Origin of the sequence: Facklamia miroungae (assembly GCF_012396555.1) — a bacterium.
Lineage (GTDB): Bacteria > Bacillota > Bacilli > Lactobacillales > Aerococcaceae > Facklamia > Facklamia miroungae.
This window is the reverse complement of sequence record NZ_JAAXPS010000005.1, coordinates 26623-51691: the sequence shown is the minus strand read 5'-3', so window position 1 is coordinate 51691 and position 25069 is coordinate 26623. Positions and strand designations below refer to the sequence as shown.

The following is a 25069-nucleotide window of genomic DNA, read 5'->3' as shown; positions in this document are numbered from 1 at the left end:
TTATTTACTACTGGTGAATTCCTTGATCTAACAGCATTTCAGCAGCATCCATAAAGGTTTCAGACAAACTAGGATGATTATGAATAGTTAAAACTAAATCCTCAGCTGTCATTAAATTTTCAATAGCTAGTGACATTTCATTAACTAGTTCACTCACCTCAGGCCCAACCATTTGGGCACCTATTAATAGACCTGTTTTTTTATCAGAAATTAAACGCACAAATCCTTCTTTTTCATCCATAGATAAAGCTCGACCGTTACTTTGAAACATAAATTTTGCCTTCTTAACTTCTATCCCTTTTTCTTTAGCTTCGTTTTCGGTCAAACCCACTGTAGCAATTTCAGGATAGGTATAACAAACTGTAGGAATAACCGAATAGTCGACTGCTACTCCTTTATATCCAGCAATTGCTTCTGCTGCAACTTTTGCTTCAAAACTAGCTTTATGAGCTAAAGCCGGGCCAGCTACAATATCGCCGATAGCATAAATATTACTTTTATTTGTTCGTCCTTGTTCATCCACAGGTATTAAACCTTGTTGATCAACTTTTACTCCGGCTAGTTCAAGACTGATTTGATCCGTATTAGGTTTCCTTCCAATTAGAACAGCAACTTTTTCAGCAGACAAAGTTTTCGTTTCACCATCTTTAGAATAAGTGAGCGTAACTAGTTTACTATCCATGCATGATTCAACTTTAGCTTCCGTTATGATTTGAATTCCCTTTTCTTTCATGGATTTAATGACTGGTTTTACCAAATCAGAATCAAATTCATTTAAAATACGACTTTTGGCTTCTATTACAGTCACCTTTGATCCCAAATTAGCATATGCCCCTGCTAATTCCATACCAATATATCCTCCGCCAACGATAATTAGCGACTTTGGTAATGTTGTTAAATTTAGCAAACCAGTAGAATCAATAATATTATCATTAAATTCAATACCAGGAAGTTGGAGAGGTCTACTACCCGTAGCAATAATCGCATGCTTAAAGCTAAAGGTTTCTCCTAGCTCATCTTCCTTTAAAACATGAATAGTTTTATCAGAAGTAAACATAGCTTCTCCTTGAATTATTTCAACCTTATTTTTCTTTAATAAAGCCTTAATTCCTGAGGTTAATTTCCTCACTACTTCATTATCTTTCCAATTCTGTAAGGCTTTGAAATCAATACTTGATTCACCATATTTAAGACCATATGGATTTTCAGCTTTAGTTTTAGCCACTTCTTTCCCCACCGATATCATTGCCTTGGATGGGATGCAACCTACATTTAAGCAAACGCCGCCAATCTGATCTTTTTCAATAATAATTACTTTCTGACCCGTTTGTGCAGCTCGAATAGCTGCAACATAACCACCAGGACCTGAACCAATGACAATTGTATCGGCTTCTTTAGCGAAATCTCCTACTACCATTTGCCTATCATCCTTCCGATAATAATAAATCTGGATTATTTAAATACTCTTTGATTAAGTTAATTGCTTTCTGTGCCGTAACGCCATCCACTACTCTATGGTCAAAAGCAAATGATATCTTTAAAACAGGTTTTAATACTGGGTTTTTCTCCTCATCGGGTAAAAATTGCTCCTCAATTCGTCCTACACCCAAAATTGCCACCTCTGGTTGGTTAATAATTGGTGTAGACCATACACCACCTGTCGCCATTCCCCCTACGTTAGTTAAGGTAATGGAGCCTTTGCCCATCTCCGATGAATCCAATCCACCTTTTTGTGCTTTTTCCGCCTTGGCCTGAATTTCTTTTGCAATTTCAAACAAACTCATCCTTTCAGCATTTCTTAGCATTGGAACAACAAGTCCATTAGGTGTATCTGTAGCTACTCCAATATTGTAATAATTGTGGTAATACATTTCACCCTTTTGAAGACTAATCGAAGCATTTAGTTCTGGAAAACGTTTAAGCATTGCTACCAGTGCCTTCACAAAATAGGCAGAATAAGTTAATTTAATTCCTTTGTTTTCAGCAATTACTTTCATTCGATTGCGATGCATTACTAGTTCTGATACTTCAACTTGATCAAAAACAGTTACATGAGGTGATATTTGTTTACTTTCTACCATAGATTTTGCAATCACTTTACGCATGGCGCTCAGTTTTTCTACTCGATCTTCTTCAAGTACGCGAGAAAGTTCTGGGGCTTTCCGTTGCATTTCTGATTCAGATTGAATGATAAATTGACTATCTTTTGTAATTGGGGGTTCCTCTATAGTTTCTGATGGATGATCAGTTGATAAAAAGTTGTCGATATCTTCAATTGTAATTTTACCGTGGTTGCCTGTTCCCTTTACTTTAGAAAGATCGACATTTTTTATTCGTGCATACTTTCGAACCCTAGGAATTGCTATTTTTCTGATATCATTTGAAATTGATGAAGAAGATCCTGGCATCTTATCATCTTCACTTTTTTGTTCTGAATCTACTATATCTTTTTCTTCAGAATGATTAATTTTTTTTGCTTCATGAGTATGTTCTTGTGAATCTTGATCTTTTTCTGTTTCAATATCAGCTATAGGCTTTCCTACTAAAGCTATTTCTCCTTCTTGAGCATATAATTTCACTACCGTTCCTGATACTGGTGAAGGTAATTCAACTGCTGCTTTATCACTTTGAATTTCTAAAATGATTTGATCTTCTATGACTTTATCCCCAACCTTTACATGCCATGCCAGTACTTCTGCCTCATGAGTTCCTTCACCCGCATCGGGTAATATAAATTGATACATCTATATCCTCTCCCTTTAGAATTTTAAAGTTTCTACAGCCTGTTCATAGATATCATTTTCATCTGGTATCCACACAGACTCAGCTGCTCCAAAAGTATAAACGGTATCTGGTGAAGTAACACGGGCAACTGGGGCATCTAAATCCATAAAACAGCGTTCGCTAATATCTGAAGCTATTTGTCCTGCAATACCAGCAATCCGTTGTGATTCTTGTAACACAACAGCACGATGCGTTTTCGCAATAGAAGCCTGAATCGTTTCCATATCATAAGGAGCAACTGTTCTTAAATCAATCACTTCTGCTTGAATGCCCTCTTCAGCTAATTTGTCAGCTGCTTTGACTGCTAACCCAACCATCATGCCATAGCCAATTAAAGTAATATCTTGTCCTTCTCTTACAACATTCGCTTTATCTAAAGGAACTGTATAATACTCTTCAGGGACATCCCCTTTAACTGACCGGTATAATTTTAAATGTTCTAAAAATATAACTGGATCGTTGGATTCAACTGAAGAAATAATTAAACCTTTTGCATCATAAGCAGAGGAAGGAATCACAACACGAAGTCCTGGAACTTGGGCCATCATGCCTTCCAACGAATCTGAATGCAGTTCAGGAGTATGTACCCCACCGCCGAATGGAGCACGAATTGTAACCGGCATTTGCCGTGTTCCCCCATAACGAAAACGAAAACGAGACATTTGAGCTACTAGTGGATCCATTGCTTCCAATATAAACCCAGAAAATTGAATTTCTGGAATAGGTCGAAAACCTTCTGTTGCTAATCCTGTAGCCATCCCCAAAATACCTGATTCTGCTAAAGGTGTATCAAATACGCGTTCTTTGCCAAATTCTTCTTGTAAACCATCAGTGATCCGGAAAACGCCTCCATTTTTCCCTACATCTTCTCCGAAAATTAATGTTTTCTTATCTCTTGATAAAACCTCTTTAAGTCCAGCAGTAACTGCTTGTGCTAAAGTCAATACAGCCATCTTATTTCATCTCCTTTGCTTCATATTTCTTAATTTGTTCAGAAATACTTGGTGGGGTCACTTCATACATGTTTTTCAAGAAATCCGAAACTTTTTGTGCAGGCTCTTGAGCCATACGTGCCATTGCGTCCTTAACTTCATTTTTTAAATCTTCAATCACTTGTGATTCCTTTTCTTCTGACCATAAGCCTTTTTCAGTTAGATAATTTCGTAAACGAATCAAAGGATCTTTTTTCATCCATTCAGAAACTTCTTTATCTTCTCGATAGCGCTTCGGATCGTCTGACATAGTATGCGGACCAAAGCGATATGTTAAAGCTTCAATTAAAACGGGACCATGACCTGCTAAAGCATATTCTCGGGCTTTTTTAACGGATGCATACATAGCAACAGGATCCATTCCATCTACTTGTAATGAAGCTATACCCACTGCCACTCCTTTTTGCGCCAAAGTTTGTGCAGCCGTTTGTTGAGCAACAGGAACTGAAATACCATATTGATTATTTTGAACTACTGTAATTAAAGGAGCCTGATAAGCTCCTGCGAAATTAATTCCTTCATAAAAATCGCCTTGAGAGGTCGCAGCATCTCCACAAAGAGCCAATACTACTGATTTAGACCCATTGAATTTCTTACCTATTGCTACACCGGCTGCTGGTGGTATAGTTCCACCAACCATAACTTGAGGAGCATAAGCTTGTAATTCTTGATTAAATTGATTGCCTGCTACGTGGCCTTTATACCATAAGAAACCTTGGTACATTGGTAACCCATGACGAATCAATACTCCTAAGTCACGATAGGTAGGCACTAAAAAATCATCTCTCGTCAAAGCTGCTAATGATCCAAACTGACTTGCTTCTTGTCCTCCAGCAGTGGCGTAATTACCTAAGGCACCCTGACGATTTAAAATAATTGTTCTTTCATCAAGTGCACGACCCCACACAATATCTTCCATTAAAGAAACCAACTCTTCATCGGTAATGGATTCTAGTGTTTCTTCATCTACAACTTTACCTTCAATATCCAATACCTGAACCATTTCAAAAGGTCGATCATATTGCTCGATAACCTTATCGAAATTAACGCTACTCAACTTCATCACCATATTTTCATTACCTCCTATATAATTGTACTTATTAAGCGCTTACATATATTATATGTATGCGCTATCGAAAGGTAAAATAAATAAAATCTATGCTAGTATTGATTTTATAAAACTACATTTTAGGGTAGTTGAGTAAAAGCAACTTATATCATTTGAAATTACATTTTTGTCTTATAAATTTGTAATAAATATTCAAGCTTATCCTCGTGTATATTCCCTATTACTTGCCGAAAACTATATTTATCATCTAAAGGAAAATAAAAATAATCAGCTTTTAAATAAGTCCATTGTTTTTCCACTTTAACTTGGATTTGCCACTCTCCTTCAATCGAAACCACAATTCCAATATTCTCAGGCGTATTTAACCCACCACAATTTAATCGTTCGTAAATGTATCTGCTCTTAATAATATCCCCTTCGTAAATAACTTTATTTGTTTCTCCAGACGGTAATTTCTCATTTATACCAGTAGAAAACATTACATGATCGTCTTTCGATAGGTTCCACTTTTTAGGATATAAATCTTTTTCTAAAATACCTTCCAACTGATCCTCACCAAGTAATTTTATTTCTTTAAAGTACTCCATTATTTGTGTCGCTTTAAACCAAATTCTTCCCTTCATCATTTTGCCTCCTATTAATTGACTGTCTTTCTTGGTTTTTTAATTATTATGTTTTAATTGCATTTGATCCACTTTCTAGTAGGTTGGTGAGTGATAACTAAGATAACAGTTGTTTTTAAAATAGTTCTTTAGCAATAAATTAAATCTTAAATTAACTGCTTGCAAGTAAATGAACTTAAACTTATAAAATGATTGAATGAGATCTGGGTAAGATTAATAGTAGTTCTCTCAAAAAAGATTCAACTTTAATTTTAATATTCTGGTGAAGATTGTTTAAATAACTTATTAGTTATTCAGATTCCCTTAGCTATCAAATAAATATGATTCAGATATGCATAAGATGATCGTATTGATAAAATGTAATCAAAAAAAAAACCTTTCCATACAAATTAAGAAAGATCTTTTACGTAGTTCAGGATAATATTTCAATAGTTTGCCTATACAAATTAATTTATTTATCTTTTTCTAGTTTTTATTCAATTCTTTTAAAACTTTTCTCGGTTACTTTTTAAAAACTTTATTTATTTTCACGATAATATGTTTGAGTTAGGTTTATTAATTTGCTTTTAAGTTCCTCTGTTAATTGTTCTTTCGTCATACGCCATTTCCAGTTTCCTCCTAATGTTGAAGGTTTATTCATCCGAGATCGGTTATCTAAATTCAATAGATCTTGCATTCGGTAAATTGCTAAACAAGATCTCGACATGGCGATACCACGATTTAAACTGTCTGCGATACTTTCACCCTCAAAATGGCCTAAATAGGCTTCTAATTTATTTAAACTCTCTGAACTGGCCGAATCTAAAGCCCACCCCTTAGCTATTTCATTGTCATGAGTACCAACATAAGCTATCGAGTTTAGTGGATAGTGGTGGGGTAAATCTGGTGAGTCGCCTACTTCGTCAAAACCAAACTGCAAAATTTTCATACCAGGAAAACCGGTCGCTTCTCGCATAGCAATCACTTCAGGTGTCATAAAACCTAAATCTTCAGCGATGATATTCAAGTCTCCTAACACTTCTTTGACGGCAGCAAACAGATCATAACCGGGTCCTTTAGACCATTCTCCTTCAGCCGATGTTTCAGCTGAAAGTGGAACTTGCCAAAAAGACTCAAAGCCTCTAAAATGATCGATCCGTACCCAGTCATAAAGTTTAAAACTTTCTTTAAAGCGTTGTATCCACCAGGCGTAGTTTTGTTGACGATGATACTCCCAGTCATAGATTGGATTGCCCCAAAACTGACCCTCAGCGGAAAAGTTGTCGGGTGGCGTTCCTGCTACTAGAGTCGGATTGCCCTCTCTATCGACTTTGAATAATTCTGGCTGGGTCCACATTTCAACACTATCCCTAGCGACATAGATCGGCATATCTCCAATGATTTCAATTCCTTTTTGATTGGCATAGGCTTTTAACGCTTGCCATTGTTGATAAAAGAAGAATTGCGTTATTCGATAATAGTCCAGTCGCTCAGCAAGATCCAAACGATACCTAGCCATTGCATTGGCCTCCCGTTTTCTTGCTGGTTCATCCCACTCATACCAAGCTTTAAGATCAAACGTTTCTTTAATCGCCATATATTCAGCAAAAGGATTCAGCCAAGCCTGATTTTCTTGTACAAATTGTTGGTAGCTAATGCTTAGATCCGCATTTTTAAAACGTTGAACAGCTTTTTCTAAGATAGCTTGGCGACTTCTAAAGATTACAGCATAATCCACTGACTCTGAATCTTGGCCGAAGTCGATGCCTTTTAAACCTTCTTTTTGCAGTATGTCTAAATCAATAAAATAAGGATTTCCAGCATAAGCTGAAAAAGATTGATAAGGTGAATCACCATAAGAAGTTGTCGTTAGAGGTAATATTTGCCAGTACTTTTGTTTAGTATCCGATAGAAAATCAACAAAATCATAAGCCGCTTGCCCAAAGGATCCAATTCCATAATCATTGGGTAGCGAAGAAATGTGCATTAAAACTCCACTTGAGCGTTCCATTTTTTCCTCCTTTAGTTAAGTCATTTCGTTAGGCTACTTAATTCTTTTAAACTATAAACATGAACACTGCAGCTTTTTAGGTTATCCATCCATGTTCAGTAATGAGTAGGTGTCGAAATCAAAAACAACAAAAAAAGACTAAATTCGACCGTCTTGTTTATTCTAAGGGTTATAGAATATATTCATTATATCCGTTCTTTAAAGACTTTTACGATTCGTTTCTACTTCAAGATAGTCAAGTATCTTTTTCCATTCTCTCAACAAATCATCCAACCGAAAACGCGCATTTGCAGGACTTGTTGAAGGTAATTTGACTCCCTTAATCCTCGCTTCTTTAGCGTGATACTTCTGATAGTATTTATATGAAGTGGTCCCATTACAAAAAACTTGTTGGATCGGTGCCTGTTCGAAAATAGCTTTTAGGTCAGAAGGAACCACGTTTTTTATACTGGCATCACTCGATCCCACAATATCACACTGGTAGATGGAGTCATAGACCGCTATTTTGTGTTTAATTAAGAACCTTCTTCGCTCTTCTATATTGGTAGACAATTCTTCATTAAATATGCGTTCCATCACAGGCCAAAATCGATTTTGTGGATGCCCATAGAAAAAACCATATTCTCTTGTTTTTACTGAAGGAAAAGAACCTAAAATTAAAATCTGTGATTCCTTTGTGTAAAGGGGCGAGAGTGGATGGTCAATTGTTTGATATGCATTATTAATATTTTGGGTCATTTAATTACTCCTTACTTACTCACTTTTTATCTTCCAACGGTTTTCCTACAACTTCTAAGCCCGCATTTTTACCATCGTCTTCAAAAAGGATCTTACCCGTTTTGTCTTTAAGTGTCACATGAATCAGCGATGAAATACTTTCGGCAATTTTTCTTTCCATTAAGCCATTTTTAGGCGCTTTTAAAATCCCGCTTTGATCATAGTGTCCGCTTATATTTAACTGATAGTTTCGATCTGTTATCTCAACATCTATCTGACCTTCTTGATAGTTCATACGTTTTATTTTAGCCCCTGTATAAGTTGCGAAAAGATATAATTTTTCTTGATGCTTTAAGAAGGATAAAAAGCCAGTAAAGTGATTGCCTAGCCATGGAATTTTAGCCATTGAAAACATTAAAGAAGTCTTGTCCTCACTAAAATGGTTGGATTGTAGCCACACCCACCAATCAGGAAAAGACCTTCCCCAATCTTTTTCAATGTAGCCATATCCATCTGTAAAATCAATGGTTTGTTGATTAATCTTTAAGGTGCCAGAAAGTCTTTGATGAAGTGTTACAACCCCATGATAGCATTCCATAAAAGGTACAAAAGAGAAAGGGCCCATAATTCCCGGTCTCAATAATTTTTTAGGAAAGGATTCGATTTCATTAAAGGTCAAATGCCCCTCTATCGGATAAGCTTGTTTACTCAGATCAATTGTTAATTGATTTTGTTTAAAGTTACTATTACCTATAGTGATATCGAAGGAATTTCCTGAAAAATCAAAAGCATTTATGGGAAAACGATAGTATTCGGTTCGATAAGTTAAACGATCAATCATTTGAATAAAGGCATGCCCCTTACCCTCTTTGTCATAAGCGATCCCAGGTATTAACGCAATAGAATGCTTTTCATCCTTAGTAACTAACTTATAATACCAACCTTCAAAGTAATTTTTAGTCTGGTACTTCCCTTGAAAAAGTTCAGGATTTAATAATTTTTTGATGAAATACATAGTAGCTCCTAAGTAATCATATTTTTTAATTTTGGCACTTCAATAAAATTCTATCTTTTCATTATTTCCATTTTAAATGATTGATTTATTGATAACAAATTTTACGATTAGGGCTATCCAGTCAAAAAGAACCAGGAGAGTTTGTCACTGTCGCTGGTTCAATTCTTTTTAAAGTCTTGTGGTAATTGAGCATAGAAATTTTTTTAGATTTTTATCTTTAATGTGACCCTAGTTAATTGATCATCACTAGTATAAGTTAGGCCATAAGCGTCTCCGTAGAGAATTTTCAATCTTTGGTCCACATTAGCCATACCTATACCGCCTAGTTTAGGCTTTGATTTGTTTGAATGCTTTTTATCCTTAAATCCTACTCCATTATCCTCCACCTGAATCATTAAAGCTTCCGCTCCAATCGAAGCCGTAATTTGAATATGCGATTGACCTTTTTTGGTTTTAATACCATGATAAATAGCATTTTCAACAATCGGTTGAATAATCAACTTAGGTACTAAAATTTCGCCTGTATTTGCTCCAAGCGAAATATCGTAATCAAATTTATCATCATACCTAATCTTTTGAATGTTCAGATAATTTTTAACTTGCTCTATTTCTCTCTTCAATTCAATAACGTCCTCATCCACGCTCAAGGTCGTCCGCAATAAACTGCCTAAAGATTGAATAACTTCGACAGCTTGATCTTTTTCGCCTAGTTCAACCAACCATAAAATCGTATCTAAAGTGTTATAGATAAAATGTGGGTTAATTTGACTTTGAAGGGCTTTTAATTCATAAGTGCGCTTAGCTTTTTCCTTTTCTTCAATTGTTTCTGTCAATTTTTTTACACGATCTAATAATAAATTATACTCCAAGGTCAGTTCTATGATTTCCAAAGAAGCTTGTTGGTTTACCGGGATATTCGAAAAATTTTGATTTACTTTTTTCATCTCATCAATCAAGTCGACTATAGGATTGGTGACTTTTTTTGATACGAAAATTGAAAGAAAAATACTTAAGAGTAAAATTAAAAAGGCCCAGATAAGCATTTCAGTAATTAGCTTTCTATTTAAAGTGTAAATTTCTTCGGGGCTTCTAACTTGCGTCAATTGCCAATTTGTATTCGGAACATAGATCGTTGAAATAATGTAATCTTCTTTGTTAAAATCACTCGAATCTTCAATAATAGCAAGGTACTCTGCCTTTTCTTTGAGTGAATCGCCATTCATCTGTTCAGAATCAAAAATTAACTGCTTATTTTCATCCACAATAAAGGCAAAACCATTTTCGCCTAAATTTACCGTAGAAATATAATCTTCAATAAATTTATAGGAGACATCGATTATAGTGAGTCCTTGAAATTCTCTATTCCCGTCTTCGATTTTATGGCTCAAGGAAATGACTCGTTCACTTTTATTCATGGTAAAGCCTGAATGATTTTCACGGGTAATTTGAGCCATGTTATTCGATTTTAAGGCTGTTTGGTACCACTCTTCATTCAACACCGGCTTTTTACTTTCCATTACACTTCCGGTGTGAGTGATCAACTGACCCGATTTAGTTATTACCATGATATTTTTAATAATGGTATCGCTCGATTTTATTAAATCAAGTGTGCTTTTTAAAGCACGCTCATCAATTACTCGCTCTTTATTACTATTTAATTCGGGGGTCATAGCTAATAAGCTGTTTAAACTTTTCATCTTTTCTAGGTAGGAAGCAATATATAAACTCGCAGTCTTTAACTGTTGACTGTTTTCCATTTCGATATTTTGCTTAATAATTTTTACTGAGGATCTATAGTTAGCATAAGATAAAATTAAAACGATCATCATTGAAATACTGAAAAAATATACACTGATTTTTCGGTCAAAACGGTTTCGCATTGTTTTCATTTCTTACCCTGCCTAAACTGTTTGGGGGTGATTTGATAGTATTTTTTAAACTTAGTGATAAAATAATTAACATCTTCAATCCCGATTTCATGCGCGATCTCATAGTTCTTTTTATCGCTGGATAGTAAAAGTAGCTTTGCTTTCTCCATACGTTGTTTATTGATGTAATCCTGGAAGCTCATTCCATAATAATCTTTGACCAAAACAGACAAATAATTACTATTATAGCCGATTGCTTCCGCCATCTGATTAAGCGACAGATCGGTTTGAAACATATTTTTATCCAAATAGTCTTCGATCAGATCTGAGCGTCTGGCCATGTCTACTTCTTCAGGCATCAATGCCTTAATCTCATCTTTTTGTCGTTTTTCTTTTATCTTAGTAATCGCTGTTTGTAAGATGAATTCAATGTCTTTTTTTGAGACTGGTTTTAAAATGTAATCATCCACTTTAGCTCGAATAGCCTTTTGCATATATTCAAAATAATCATAGCCCGTTAAAATAATTATATATGTATCCTGATGTGTGTCTTTAATTTCCTCAGCTAAGCTCAAGCCATCTAATTTAGGCATATTAATGTCTAGAAGCAAAATATCTGGTTGATCATCTTTAATGATTTGTAATGCTTCTTCACCATCCTCTGCCTCATAAACGGTCGTAATGCCTAGATCCTCTAAAGGGATTAATTTTTTTATGCCCCGACGAATAATTGATTCATCATCAGCTATCAATAATTTAAACATAATTACCTACTTCACATAATTAATTAAATACTCATATCCAGCCGTCGTCATATCTTCAAGGGGTATAAACTCAATCGCAGCACTATTAATGCAATAACGTAAGCCCCCTAATTCTTCTGGTCCATCTTCAAACACATGACCTAAATGGGAATTACCGGAACGACTTCTTACCTCAATTCTATTCATATTATAGCTCAAATCCTCAAGATATGTCACAACTTCCTTGGCAATCGGCTTAGAAAATGATGGCCACCCGCAACCCGAATCGAATTTATCCTTGGAACTAAAAAGGGGTTCGCCGGTTGCTACATCTACGTAAAGTCCTGGTTCTTTGTTATCCCAATACTCATTCGAAAAAGACGATTCGGTATCATTTTTTTGAGTGACTTGGTATTGAATAGTCGTTAATTTGGCTTTTAATTCCTGATCAGTAGGTTTTGGATATAATTTAACATCGATGAGTGGTTCGTTGGCCTGCGTTAAATCAATATGACAGTAACCATTCGGATTCTTTTGTAAATAATCTTGATGGTATTCTTCGGCTGGGTAAAAAGCCTCAAGACCTTTTACCTCGATGCGAATGGGTTGTTTATATTTGGCTTGCTCTTTGGTTAAGCGTCCTTCAATAATCGCTTGATCCTGATCTTCTATATAATAAATACCTGTTCGGTATTGAATACCGCGGTCATTGCCTTGTCTATTTTCACTGGTGGGATCGACCACTTTTAAGTAATAATCTAATAAGCCTTCAAGGCTAATTCTTTCAGGGTCATAGGTTACTTCAACTGTCTCAGCATGTCCTGATCCTTTAATAACTTCTTCATAAGTGACTTCTTTTTTCTTTCCATTAGCATATCCACTCACTGCATCAGCTACACCATAGATTTTTTCCATATAAGCTTCGATTCCCCAAAAACAGCCTCCAGCTAAATAGATTTTCTTTAATTCGGCTGATGAGTAATCAATTTCTTTGTTAGGATTAGAAAGAGTTTGACGCTTTTCCTTATCTAAAAGCGCATCAATCTTATCAATGCGATCATCTGCTAGCTTACTACTTGATCCTGCATGTGAACAAGCAACTAAGACTAAGCAAAATCCTAATAGAATAAGTATTTTTTTCATTTTAATTCCCCTTTTCTAAGGCTTCAAAGATTGGAGTCAATGTATCTTTCCTAATCTCACCCGGAATTATTTTGACTGGTGTCCCGTGACTGTCTATGATTGCGTTGGTTGGCATAGAACGAACACCATAGTTGGCAAAAACTTCACCCGTTTCATCAAGAAGAACCGTCATATTGTCATATTCTAAGGAATTAAACCAAGCCATAAACTCTTCCTTGTTCTTTTCGCCATTATGATTGGGTGAAACAATAGTCACCACTTCGAAATCGTTTTCCTGACCGGCTAAAGTATTTAAATCTTCGAGACCTGCTAGACAGACAGGACACCAAGAAGCCCAAAACTTAACATAAACATTTTTGCCTTTTTGGTCTGCTAAGGTATATGCCTCTCCATTGAGATCATTCAGTGTGAAATCATAGCTACGTTTTTTATCCGCTTCCTTTGCTTGTTTCTCCAGAGAAGTTTGCATTTTTTCTTGTTCTTTATTCGAACTACTCTCTTCTACCTTATTGTCAATAGTCGGTGCACAAGCTGTGGCGAATGAAACAATGGTAAGTAATAACAAAATCTTTTTCATCTTTTTTCCTCCTAATTAAATAAGTTGTTAAAATATGCGACTAAGTTGGGCAGTTGATTAGTCATGAGCACTAGACCCATAAGCATCACTAAGAATCCACCGGCGCGTTTAATAGTGAGTAAGTGTTTTTTGAAAAAGCTGACTCGGTCTAACATATAGGTGGATAAAAGCGCCATAATCAAAAAGGGGATCATCAAGCCTAAAGAATAGATTAACATGAGGAAAGCGCCGTAAAATTGTGTTCCGCTACTAGCTGAAGTCACTAAGACTGCACCCAAGATGGGACCTACGCAAGGCGTCCAACCGAGACTAAAGGAAACACCCATCAGATAAGTACCTAAGGCCTTTTTCTGTTTTACCTTCACTTGGATACCATGCATTTGGTCCAATTTCTTAAAATGAATAAGGTCCATCTGATGAATACCCAACAGAAAGACTAGAAAACCAGCAAAAACGAGAACATAGGAATTATTTAAAACCTGACCGAGCCAACCTGCTCCAAAGCCTAAAAAGATAAAACTGGTTGAAAGGCCTAGAACAAAGGCTATCGTTTTGATAATACCTCCTTTATTGATTTCAAACTTACCAAGCTTTAATTTTTGATATTCTCCTGATTCATCGGTCATAAAACCAATATAGACTGGAATTAAGGGGAAGGTACAGGGAGCAAAAAATGATAATAAACCAGCAATAAAGACGGAACTAAGTAAAATGTTTTCTCCTATCATCATCATCATCCTTTCTAAAATGTTTTTCTTTATAAGTTAATTATAGAAGGATGCCTGATGGATTATAATCGAATATGGTTTTAGAAAACTTTGATTTCATTATATTATTCTGTTGGTCCTAATTTAGAAGGAGAATCGTTCACTACACTAAGACCTGATCATATAAGTTAGAACAGATACTAATACATATGGGAACCAAACACCATTTTAAATCTATCAAGAAAAACCCTAATTACTAACTTATAGGTTTAATAATATTGAACAATTTATGTTTCTTATTAAAAATCCTTTCGTTAGCATCTATTTATGAATTTTGTAACTATTTTTTGAAGCTCTTAATTATTCTTTGAAATTTATTCTTTTGCTGTGATTTTATGATATATTTAATAGTAAATAATTCATGGGTCATTTAAATACAAAAATAAAATATAGACCCAGATATAAGAAAGGAATATCCATGGAAAGCGAGTCGATAACGAATATTATTATACTAATTTTTTTACTTGGAGGATCCGCCTTTTTTTCTGCTTCTGAAACAGCCTTTACTTCTTTGAATAGTATAAGAATAAAATCTAAAGCTCAACAAGGGGACCCCAGGGCAAGTCTTGTTTTAAAACTAAAAGACAACTATGATGCTTTAATATCAGGAATACTCATCGGGAATAACGTTATAAATGTGGGCGCTTCTACCTTGGCAACAATATTATTTGTGAGACATTTCCCTCAAAATGGAGCATTCCTTTCCACGATGGTTATGACCATAGCCGTATTAATCTTTGGAGAAATCACTCCCAAATCAATAGCCAATCAACAATCTGAGAAATTAGCAAGATTTTCTGCTCCGATTCTAAATGTAGTTGTGATAGTATTTAAACCTTTAATATGGCTATTTAACAAGTGGACTATTTATGTAAGTAAATTGTTTAAAAATAATGAAGATTCAAAAATCAGTGACGAAGAGATTTTAGTTTTAATAAATGAAGCAGAAAAAACTGGCAACCTAAGTAATTATGAACATTCTTTGATTCGTTCTGCCATTAAATTAGATGACTTAAAAGTAAAATCTATTCTTGTTCCTAGAACCGATGTTATTTCTATTGATATCAATGACCCTATAGATAAAATAAAAAGAGAGGTCTACTGTAACAACTATTCAAGAATAGTTGTTTTTGATGATAGTATTGATAATACGGTGGGATACATCCATGAAAAAGATTTTTCTCGCTTGCTACTAGGAATTTCTGATGAAAAAGAAGTAAGCGAAATTGTTTCTGAGGTTCTGTATGTCTATCCTAGTGAGAGAGTTACCCGAGTCCTTTCTAAAATGCAAACAGAACAGATACCTTTTGCTATTATTAGAGGAGAATATGGTGAATTTTGGGGAATCATTACCATGGAAGACATTCTTGAATTGTTGGTAGGCGAGATCTGGGATGAAACAGACGAAAGAGTTTACGAAGCTATCAAGAACTCTGATGGGTCCTATGATATTTTGGGAGTAGCGAATATAAATGAGATCATTGATTTTTTTAACATGAATATTGAAGAAACCTATTATTCCCAAACAATAGGCGGGTTTTTTCTTGAACAAATCGGTCGTCTGGCAGAGATAGGTGATACCATCCAATTAGGAAATTACATCTTAAAGGTAACTGAAATTGATGACAAGCGGATTATTAAATTAAATTTAACTACTATTAAAAATAAAATATAGCAAATGAATTTTTTATTTCAAATCTTTGTTTGAAATTTTATTAAAAGTTTATAATGAATTCCCTAAATAAATTATCTCAAATAAACTTAGCGTATACGACGTCTAGTTTATGCTATATCTTCCCACAACATGTTCAATAACATAAAAAAGGTTCTAAAATTTATTTTAAAATTTTAGAACCTTTTTATTTAATCAGTTTTACTTTTTTCTTTGACAACATAGCTACTGTCTCCACATGTCTTCATCATTGAGTCTTGATATAGCATTTCTGAGAGATTCAATCATCATTTGTGTTTCCACAATCTTTTCTACATCAACACTTTGATCAACAATATTATCTATAAAGTGTCCGTCATGATCCAATGATGAAAAAAAGAGCAAGTGGTTTTTCTTGTCCACCTGCTCTAAATACTTTTCGTGTTCTTTTTCTCGCCAGTAGACTTTATATATCTGCTCGCTGACGCTAACCTTTTGTCCATTGACATAAAGGTAATATTCTTTTTTCATTTAGAAGTCCTCCATTTCTTTTGACTGATTGTTTTTCAGGCAAAAAAAGGAGGACTTCTGCACATAGGCATAAGAAGTCCTCGAAAACGGAAGAAACTTGATCTTCCTTTAATTCTATTTAATTGATTATTTAAATATTTAAGAAGGCATAAAGGTATTAAGAACGCAGGAAAAAGGAGAGTGTATTATATCTTGATCTATTTTTAATGTATATAAATATATCGACATTCTTCTCCACATCCTTTTAACTAAATATATAGTTTAATTTAATTTTTATACTTTTTGCCACTTACACAATTGGGGTACTATATATGCAATCAACAAAAATAATGGTATGGCTACTAACACTGGCCATACAACAAACTGATATTTAAACATTATCATTTGTCCAGCAATCATATTTACTATAGTATGGTTTAATCCTATTCCAATTGTGAATACCACAACGAATGTAAAAAATATTCTCATCACGCCTTCAGTAGCAAGCATATTTTTTATCTGCTTATTAGTCATCCCTACCGCATGAAGTGTTTTAAGTTCACCACTCCTTTCGTTTATGGATGTGTAAGTTAAGTTTATGAAATTTAAAATTCCTATCAATGCAAGAATTAAACTCATTGCACTTCCAATCAATAGAAATATTCTTTTCATTTCATTAAAACTCTCTTTATATTTATTTCTTGATTCAAAATCAAGAAGTGGTTTTGTCTTTTCGCTGTATTCAATTAACGATGCCTCTGCAACATTTATATACGAATCATCAACATTTACGAAAAGCTTCATCGCTTTTTTATTCTGTGAGTAAGATAAATATTCTGTTGATGGGAGCATAATATTAACATCTATTGTTTGTGAATATCCCGGTCCCATAGAATAAGGAACTTTTCCAATTCCCATTACCTCATATGACTTTACTGAACCATCAGGCATTTTCACGCTAATTTTTTCTCCCATTTTATAAAATGCTAAAGCTGCATCATCTCCAGAACCTTCAATTGGAGCAGAAACAACTGCATATTTCCCTGATTTAAATTTTCCCCAATCCAAATTTCCAGCATCCATTTCAAGATTCTCGTAAACCATTTGATCTAATCCGTATACTTTGCTGTATATCTCTTGATTACCAAAAATACGACTTTCCAGATCTTTTGCCTCATCAGGATTAATTTCACTTCTAATAGATTCATAAAAATTTTTCACTCTATTCAAAACTGTATCATCTACTTTATGAAGTCCTGCCGACATGTAAATCGCACCTATTTTCTCTATTCCTGCAAGTTTTTTACAATATTCAATATCATCTTGATTCACCCCTTCATAATTCGCTACTATAGAATGTTTGTTAAAAACAGAAGCGTCCGCCACAGTAAAATCAGAGCTAGAAAAACTACTTATATATTTATCTTCATCAAAGCTTGCTACAAGAGATATGGTTATATTCAGCAAAATTATGCTCAACGCCATGGAAAGAATTACATAAAATGTCTTCTTTTTATTCCGTCCGATATTTTGCCAAGCCATAGTTACAGGTTTGATCTTATGAGTTTTTTTATTTTTTTTCTTAATAGAATTTGAGTAATCCACATACCTTACAGCCTCAATAGGCGATACTTTTTTAACAATTCTACATGATCTTACGCAGCTTATTCTGACAGTTATCCATGAAAATATGGCACTTATTAGAAAAAACCATATATTAAATTCCATCTTGACAGGAATACTAATCATATTACTAACAATTAATGGAATAATTACCATCGACGCCAAATAGCCACTTACAAGACCGATAGGTATCGCAATAGTACTAATCATAATCGCTTGTCTGATTATGATTTTTTTAAGTTGCCTGTTAGTTGTTCCAATGGTCTTAAGCAAACCATAATGATGAATATCTCTGGTTATCGAGATATTAAAAATATTGCTTATAATCAGATATCCTGAAATCACAATTATGAACAGTAAAAAAATCATAATAGCAACACTTGTCGGATCTATTGATGATGTAGCATATGCCCAGTTAACTCCTTCATTTACTTCTTTTCCAAAATCAAGTCTGGTTTTTAAAGCATCCATCTTCCCGCTAATATTAAAAGAATTGTTAAAATTAAATCCCGGATTAATTGAACCGGCGTATGAATTAACATTTAAAAAATTCTTCATATCCACTTCATTTTTCCAAGCCGGAGAAAATTTTTCTTGAAATTCTTTAGATACAAAGATTTGATTAGCTAGTGTTTCTGCCGGCTTTTTCCAAATTCCACTGACAACAAAGTCTCCTTCATAGGTATCAAGTCCATTATCCATTTTTAGATGAATTTTTTGACCAATCTCATGTGGAAGTCCAAAGTCATCAAGTACATTAATACAAGTCGCAATCTCTTTTTCCTTTTGGGGAAGCTCTCCAATTTCAGGGAATGAAAATGAATGCTTTGCATTTATTTCGTCTGAATATCTAATTTCAGTATAATCTTCTTGCAGTTCTTCATTAGTTGATTTACCTACGATAATGTTGTAACAGAGTTTGTTTATTTTATTATCTTGAGATAGCTTATCAAATTGCTCTTGTGTTAAGTATTTAAAGCCTGCATGTAAATCAGTTCCAACTTGATACATAGTAGCTTTTTCCATACCGTTTATCATACTACCTGCAACAGTAAATACTGTTGTCATCATAAAAGCTGTGAGTGAAATAGCAATGATTAGGATTAAATTCCTTTTCTTATTAGCCTGCATGCTTTTTCTACTTATGTTAGAAATCCATTTTCGATTATTTATTTTACGCATCAAGACCACCGCCCTTTGAAACTATGCGACCGTCTTCTATTCTTATAATGCGATCTGCTGTCTGAGCAATTTCCTCATTATGAGTAATCATAACTATTGTTTGATTAAATTTTTCTCCTGTAACTTTCAAAAGTCCAACAACATCTTGGCTTGTTTTTGAGTCTAAATTTCCTGTTGGTTCGTCAGCTAGTATAATGGATGGTTTAGTGGCAAGTGCTCTGGCAATTGCGACCCTTTGTTGCTGACCTCCTGATAATTGATTAGGCATACTATTTATTTTTTCCTTTAGCCCTAAAGAGGTAATAATAGAATCTACATACGCTTCATCCACATCATTACCATCAAGTTCTATAGGAAGAACAATATTTTCATATACATTAAGTACCGGCACAAGATTATATGCCTGGAAAATGAATCCTATTTTTCTTCGTCTAAATATAGTTAACTCTTCCTCCTTAAATGAAAATATATCCTTTCCATCAACTAGTACAGTTCCATCCGTTGGTCTATCCAATCCTCCAAGCATATTGAGCAAAGTTGACTTGCCACTGCCACTGGAACCAACTATAGCGACAAACTCTCCATAAGATATTGAAATATCCACTCCATCAATAGCTTTTACAACCACTTTGGATTGGTTATAGTATTTTTTTAATGATTTTGTTTTTAGAACTTCCATATTTATCCCTCCATGAAAAAAATGCTAAGCATATCTATATACACTTAGCATGACTCTTTATTCTTTCCATATTATTTCATCAATCTTTCACTTTTGAAAGAATTGGAAAATAAATACTAAAAGTACTGCCAACTCCTACTTTAGATTTAACTTTAATATATCCGCCATGCCTTTCAATAATATTTCGTGAAAGGAACAATCCAACACCAATTCCTTCTGTACTGCCCACAAGAGTCCCTCTATAGAATCTAGAAAAAATCTTTGGTATTTCATATTCTGATATTCCTAAACCTTGATCCATAATACTTATTCCACAAAACATTTCATAACAAAATGTTTTAATCTTTATCCTAGTATTATCTTCAGAATACTTAATCGCATTGTCTAAAATATTAAATATTGCTTCTACCATCCATTTTTCATCAACTTTTACCATAGTATCTGAATCAACTTCAATGTCTATTTTTATATTCTTGCAAGAAGCTTTTGAATAAGCTTGATTCACTACACTTGTAATTATCTGAGCAAGTGAAACATCACTTTCTTTAAATTGAAATATTCCACCCTCAAGCCTTGACATCTTTGTTAAAGCATTTATAAGTTCTTCTAACTTTTTACTATGCAAACTAATTTCACTAGCATAATCTTTTATTTTTGAATCCTCTACAATTTCACATAGCAACTCAGAATACATGACAATATTTGTTAATGGTGTCTTAGTTTGATGAGATATATCTGTAATCAATTGTTTTAGCTTATTCTTTTCTTCACTAATTTTCTTTTCTGACATAGATGAATTTGTAAGATAACGCATGAACTTGGTTTGAAATTTTGATAGTTCTGTTTCATCAAAAAGTTTTTCCTCAAACTCACCATTTATTGCTAAATCAAGCATTTCATTTAGAACTATAAATTCATTTTTTCTAAACATCATCTACTCCATTCTGAAAACATATCCTATTCCATAAATAGTGTGTATAAGTTTTACTTCCCCATTTTCAATCTTATCACGAAGTCTTTTCACTGCTACAGAAAGAGCATTTTCATCAACAAACATCTGATTCTGCCACACATAATCAATTAACTTTTCCCTAGATAAAATAACACCTTCATTTTCAACCAAATATTTCAGTAATCTAATCTCAGTTTTACTAAGTTCAAATTCAATGCCATTGCTTTTAAAAACAAAAGAATCAAAGTTTAAATCTAATCCATATTTACTATATGAAGTCTTTTCTGCATTTCTAGATAAAAGTTTTTCTATTCGTAGCCTTAATGCCATAAGAGAAAATGGCTTGGTTACATAATCATCCGCACCGAACTGAAGACCTTCTACTTCTGCAATTTCCGTATCATTTGCAGTCAAGATTAGCACTGGTTTTTGCGAATGTTTTCTAATCACTTTAAGAAAATCCAATCCATTCCCATCCGGGAGATTTATATCTAATATAAAAAGATCCGCATCATTTATATCCCTAACATCCGATAAATTATAAAAATTTCTAAACTCATACTTTTCTTTTCCAAGTGTAAGTTCTATCCCATGATTTATTGATTTATCATCTTCGATAATATATATTTTTTTCATAGCAACTATCTCCCTATAAACTATTCAATCATTTTTACTACAATCGTATTCACCACGCTTTATATATCTTAATTCTACATCATAGCCTAAAGTTTCCATCATTTTTATAAATGTATTATTAATAATGGATTCTTTACTACGAATAACTCGGTTTACATATGGAGCAGATGTTTTAATTTTCTGAGCTAACTTTACCTGTGTAATTCCTGCTTCAATACACTTTGTTTTTACATCAAGTTCTATATTATTCTTTAGCACAATGAACTCCTTTTATTATCTATTATTTAACAAATAAGATAATTTATTATACTATAAAAATCGCTATTCTTTCAAAAAAAACTTCAATAATTGTGGTATAATATACCTATAAAATTCAAAACCCGCTTAATGCTTGCTATCTAATTCATTCTTTTGTAGCAAGCACAGTAAGTGTACGGACACTTACGGAAAAATTGATGAAGCAGCCCTTTGGGATCTGCTTCTTTTTTTATCAATTTTTAGCTTGTTAGGGAGAACCCTAAGACCCCAAAATACATCGAAAGGAGAAATAACTTATGGCAAACAGAATACGAAATGAAAGACTTGAAATTAAATTAACCAAAGAAGAAAAGGCTCTTTTTGAGGAGAAAAGAAAACTTGCGAAATGCAGAAATATGAGCCATTTCATCCGTAAATGCGTTTTAGAAAAAGAAATTTATCAAGTGGATTTAGAACCTTTTAGAGATTTACAAGGTTTACTTTCCAACGCTACAAACAATATCAATCAAATTGCAAAGCGTGTAAATTCCACCAGCGTAATCTATAAGGACGATATACTCTGTTTCAGGATAATAGGAATACTCTACATTCTCTATCATCACTTTTTCTAATTCTTTTATCATAGGTGTTCTCCCTTATCATAATCTTCCCATGTAGGGATAATGGATGTTTTCTTACTTCCTTGATCTTTATAAAACCAAGAAAGGATTGTTGCTTTATGGTCTTTATATGTCTTTCCGGTACTCTTGATATAGGCTGATAATCTTTCGATATAGTTATCAAGCTGTGAGTTCATTTTAATCTGCAAGTCTGCTATATCTTCGTCCTTTAAAAAGACATTTTGAAATGTACCAAGTCCGATTTCTCCAAAACTATACTCTCTCTTACTATACTCACTCTTATTATTATCTATATAGTTAGAGTCAACATTTTTAACTTCCTGAAGTTCATTTTCTTTACTTCTGAAGTTAAAATCTTTACTTCTGAAGTTAAGTTTTTTGACTTCTTGAAGTTATTTTCTTTTACCGCTAATACACTCATAAAATCTTTGACATAAATGACATTCGGCTTACCAAGTCCAAGCCTTACTCTTTCAATTAGTCCTATTCCTTTTTTACTGTCTAACTCATCTAATGTTTTTATGGCAGTAGGCTTTGAAATATTTCTTCTTTTCATAATTTCTTCGACTGTGAAATAGATAAATACTCTACCTTCCTTATCCACCCAGTTATTCTTAAATGACATTCCTGTTCGTTTCAAAAGCATGGAATAAAGGATAATTGCTTCGGCAGACAGTCCTTTAAATTCTTCTCCGTCCACCAATACATCAGGCACTTTCAAAAAATTAAATCGTTCTGCTTCACGATTATAGAAATAGTCAAAGTCCATATAAAATCACCTCCCTACTTAAAAATTTGCAAAGAAAAAGACGATAGTTTTTTCTTCTATCGCCTTTGGTAACCATTTTTATGAAATTTTTAAAATTGATTTTATTGCTTCATTGATACCTTGTAAAAAAGCTATAACTGCTGCTCCAACCATCGGTATTCCGTATGGGCTTAACAAGAATCCTAATATCAATGCTTCTATGCCTATTGAAAAATCTTTTTGAAACAATGATACAACCCCAACAACTACTCACATAAGCATTAGCAAATACAGTATTGTCATTCCTATGGCAAGTAAAAATGTTAGAAAAGCAGTGAGGATACTTAACAGTAAACTAATTGGAAATAAGATTATTTTTAATATCCATCTCATTTAGTAGTCCTCACTTTCTAAAGCCTTCTTTGTATCTCCACACACCATATCAATACAAACATTTACATCAATATAATTTTTCAGGACTTTTTTTCGTCCTCCTTCACCATCTTCCACAAAGACAAAATGCTTGTAAAACTGCTTAAAATGCAGGATTTTTACGGTTTCACTCTTTGTATCAACGCTATGGTCTCCACATGATTGGTAAATGGGAAAAGATCTACAGGCTGAATACTTTCAATTTGATAGCCCGCTTGAGCGAGTAATTGACAATCACGTGCTTGAGTAGACGGATTACAGGAAATATAGACAATTTTAACTGGATCTTGAGTCATTAAGTTATCGATAAAATGACCATCTAACCCTTTACGAGGCGGATCAACTGTCACCACATCAAAGTGAATCTCTTCTTGGTTCCATCTTGCTAACCAGTCTTCTGCCGATCCCGCTTCAAAATGCACATTATTAATTTGATTAATCTCTGCGTTTTGCTCAGCCATTTTCACTGCCTCTACTACTAGCTCCATAGCATAGACACTTTTAACATGCTTGGCGATTGCTAACGATAGAGTCCCGATCCCACAATAAGCATCCAAAACGGTCTCACTGCCATCGAAATCTGCTGCTTCAATTGCTAATTGATATAAACGCTCAGCCTGACTGGTATTAATCTGATAGAAAGACTGTGGTGAAATCCTGAAAGTCATATCTAGCATCTGGTCTTCAAAATATTCTTGACCCCATAAGCAATAAGTTTCTTTACCCATAATAACATTTGTTTTAGCGGGGTTAATATTTTGAATAATCGATACGAGATGAGGAATTTTATCAATCATTTCTTGTATCAAATCTTCGATTTGAGGAATTTTCTTCGCTCGAGTCACAAGGATCACCATAAGTTGATCACTATAATGACCTTTTCTGATGATTAAATGGCGGATACACCCTTTATGGGATCGTTCGTCATAAGCTGAAATGTGATATTTTCGCAAAAGATCACGAACAATTAAGATCGCTTGATCAATAGCTGGATCTTGAATATGGTAGTCTTCAACAGGGATTAGATCATGGCTATTTTTACGGTAGAATCCCGTTTCAAGTTGACCCTTGACCATTCGAACCGGAATCTGTGCCTTGTTTCGATAGCCCCAAGGCTCTTCCATGCCCAAAGTAGGTTGAATTGTTAGGTCTTTGAAGTGTCCAATCCGCTCGAAGGCATCTTTAACTACTTTTTGTTTGAAAGCTAATTGCGCTGGATAAGATAAATGCTGTAAAGTCAGTGTCCCTGTTTGTCGTCCGAGATCATCCATCATTTCTACGCGATCAGGGCTCGATTTTATTATTTGAACGAATTTGCCAAAACCATAGGTCTTGCCTGTTTTTATTACTTTAAATTCAATTTCTTCCTGGGGAAGAACGCCTTCAATAAAGAAAGGAAAGCCTTCTATTTTAGCAACACCCATTCCTTCGTGGGTTAAGTCTTCAACCTTTGCCTGTAAAAGCTGGTTTTTTTTAAAGTTATTTGTCAT

At 34.1% G+C, this 25069-nt stretch carries 20 protein-coding genes and 4 pseudogenes; 2 read left to right on the top strand and 22 right to left on the bottom strand.

The annotated features are described in order from the left end of the window. Positions 1-7: 7 nt before the first annotated feature. From lpdA to HF969_RS06360, 13 genes are all read right to left on the bottom strand, one after another. Complete coding sequence (gene lpdA / locus HF969_RS06420; RefSeq protein WP_090289955.1) at positions 8-1417, bottom strand: dihydrolipoyl dehydrogenase; 1410 nt, start codon at positions 1415-1417, stop codon at positions 8-10. Positions 1418-1424: 7 nt separating this feature from the next. Then, a complete protein-coding gene (locus tag HF969_RS06415; protein ID WP_090289954.1) occupies positions 1425-2744 on the bottom strand; it encodes a dihydrolipoamide acetyltransferase family protein in 1320 nt (439 codons plus the stop codon). Between the two features lie 15 nt (positions 2745-2759). Next, positions 2760-3737 carry an alpha-ketoacid dehydrogenase subunit beta gene (locus tag HF969_RS06410; RefSeq protein WP_090289953.1) on the bottom strand — a complete coding sequence of 326 codons (978 nt, stop codon included), beginning with the start codon at positions 3735-3737 and terminating at the stop codon, positions 2760-2762. A 1-nt stretch (position 3738) separates the two neighbouring features. Beyond that, entirely contained in the window at positions 3739-4845 is a 1107-nt protein-coding gene (gene pdhA, locus HF969_RS06405; protein ID WP_425431571.1) for a pyruvate dehydrogenase (acetyl-transferring) E1 component subunit alpha, read from the bottom strand. Positions 4846-5003: 158 nt separating this feature from the next. Continuing rightward, positions 5004-5468: a YopX family protein gene (locus tag HF969_RS06400; protein ID WP_090289952.1), complete on the bottom strand. Its 465-nt coding sequence runs from the start codon at positions 5466-5468 to the stop codon at positions 5004-5006. 517 nt (positions 5469-5985) lie between these two features. Continuing rightward, positions 5986-7458 (bottom strand): 4-alpha-glucanotransferase, encoded by a 1473-nt coding sequence (malQ, locus tag HF969_RS06395; protein ID WP_090289951.1) that lies wholly within the window; start codon positions 7456-7458, stop codon positions 5986-5988. A 198-nt stretch (positions 7459-7656) separates the two neighbouring features. Further along, positions 7657-8196, bottom strand: coding sequence for a DNA-deoxyinosine glycosylase (locus HF969_RS06390; protein ID WP_180363670.1), 540 nt, complete (start codon positions 8194-8196; stop codon positions 7657-7659). Positions 8197-8215: 19 nt separating this feature from the next. After that, positions 8216-9190 (bottom strand): tocopherol cyclase family protein, encoded by a 975-nt coding sequence (locus HF969_RS06385; RefSeq protein WP_090289950.1) that lies wholly within the window; start codon positions 9188-9190, stop codon positions 8216-8218. A gap of 203 nt (positions 9191-9393) precedes the next feature. Further along, on the bottom strand, positions 9394-11079 hold the full coding sequence (locus tag HF969_RS06380) for a cache domain-containing sensor histidine kinase (protein WP_090289949.1): 1686 nt from the start codon (positions 11077-11079) through the stop codon (positions 9394-9396). Next, positions 11076-11822 (bottom strand): response regulator transcription factor, encoded by a 747-nt coding sequence (locus HF969_RS06375; RefSeq protein WP_090289948.1) that lies wholly within the window; start codon positions 11820-11822, stop codon positions 11076-11078. The genes HF969_RS06380 and HF969_RS06375 overlap by 4 nt, the downstream gene beginning before the upstream one ends. 6 nt (positions 11823-11828) lie before the next feature. Further along, positions 11829-12944: a peptide-methionine (R)-S-oxide reductase MsrB gene (gene msrB / locus HF969_RS06370; RefSeq protein WP_090289947.1), complete on the bottom strand. Its 1116-nt coding sequence runs from the start codon at positions 12942-12944 to the stop codon at positions 11829-11831. A 1-nt stretch (position 12945) separates the two neighbouring features. Next, the gene (locus HF969_RS06365) at positions 12946-13521 is read right to left on the bottom strand and encodes a TlpA family protein disulfide reductase (protein WP_090289946.1); all 576 of its coding nucleotides are present in this window, start codon (positions 13519-13521) and stop codon (positions 12946-12948) included. Between the two features lie 11 nt (positions 13522-13532). Next, a complete protein-coding gene (locus HF969_RS06360; protein ID WP_090289945.1) occupies positions 13533-14249 on the bottom strand; it encodes a cytochrome c biogenesis CcdA family protein in 717 nt (238 codons plus the stop codon). Between the two features lie 400 nt (positions 14250-14649). On the opposite strand from HF969_RS06360, the gene HF969_RS06355 reads away from it, so the two are divergent. Next, a complete protein-coding gene (locus tag HF969_RS06355; RefSeq protein ID WP_090289944.1) occupies positions 14650-15963 on the top strand; it encodes an HlyC/CorC family transporter in 1314 nt (437 codons plus the stop codon). Between the two features lie 237 nt (positions 15964-16200). On the opposite strand, the pseudogene HF969_RS06350 reads toward HF969_RS06355, so the two are convergent. The 6 genes and pseudogenes from HF969_RS06350 to HF969_RS09930 form a co-directional block, all read right to left on the bottom strand. Then, a pseudogene (locus HF969_RS06350) lies at positions 16201-16470 on the bottom strand (sigma-70 family RNA polymerase sigma factor); the annotation flags it as partial. Positions 16471-16743: 273 nt separating this feature from the next. Next, positions 16744-19254: an ABC transporter permease gene (locus HF969_RS06345; RefSeq protein WP_090289943.1), complete on the bottom strand. Its 2511-nt coding sequence runs from the start codon at positions 19252-19254 to the stop codon at positions 16744-16746. Further along, positions 19247-19933: an ABC transporter ATP-binding protein gene (locus HF969_RS06340; RefSeq protein ID WP_090289942.1), complete on the bottom strand. Its 687-nt coding sequence runs from the start codon at positions 19931-19933 to the stop codon at positions 19247-19249. The genes HF969_RS06345 and HF969_RS06340 overlap by 8 nt, the downstream gene beginning before the upstream one ends. Positions 19934-20012: 79 nt before the next feature. Continuing rightward, entirely contained in the window at positions 20013-20864 is an 852-nt protein-coding gene (locus tag HF969_RS06335; protein ID WP_168427173.1) for a sensor histidine kinase, read from the bottom strand. A gap of 3 nt (positions 20865-20867) precedes the next feature. Beyond that, positions 20868-21521, bottom strand: a complete 654-nt coding sequence (locus tag HF969_RS06330; RefSeq protein ID WP_090289940.1) for a response regulator transcription factor — start codon at positions 21519-21521, stop codon at positions 20868-20870. 24 nt (positions 21522-21545) lie between these two features. Continuing rightward, a complete protein-coding gene (locus HF969_RS09930) occupies positions 21546-21779 on the bottom strand; it encodes a helix-turn-helix domain-containing protein (protein WP_090289939.1) in 234 nt (77 codons plus the stop codon). Positions 21780-22075: 296 nt separating this feature from the next. Between HF969_RS09930 and HF969_RS06320 the strand changes: the two are divergent. After that, positions 22076-22336 (top strand): annotated as a pseudogene (locus tag HF969_RS06320) (plasmid mobilization protein); the annotation flags it as partial. Positions 22337-22398: 62 nt separating this feature from the next. Here the strand turns inward: HF969_RS06320 and HF969_RS06315 are convergent. The 3 genes and pseudogenes from HF969_RS06315 to rlmD form a co-directional block, all read right to left on the bottom strand. Continuing rightward, positions 22399-23168 (bottom strand): annotated as a pseudogene (locus HF969_RS06315) (replication initiator protein A). A gap of 78 nt (positions 23169-23246) precedes the next feature. Beyond that, positions 23247-23540: pseudogene (locus HF969_RS09925) on the bottom strand (CD1845 family protein). Positions 23541-23698: 158 nt separating this feature from the next. Next, positions 23699-25069: a 23S rRNA (uracil(1939)-C(5))-methyltransferase RlmD gene (gene rlmD, locus HF969_RS06300; RefSeq protein WP_090290009.1), complete on the bottom strand. Its 1371-nt coding sequence runs from the start codon at positions 25067-25069 to the stop codon at positions 23699-23701.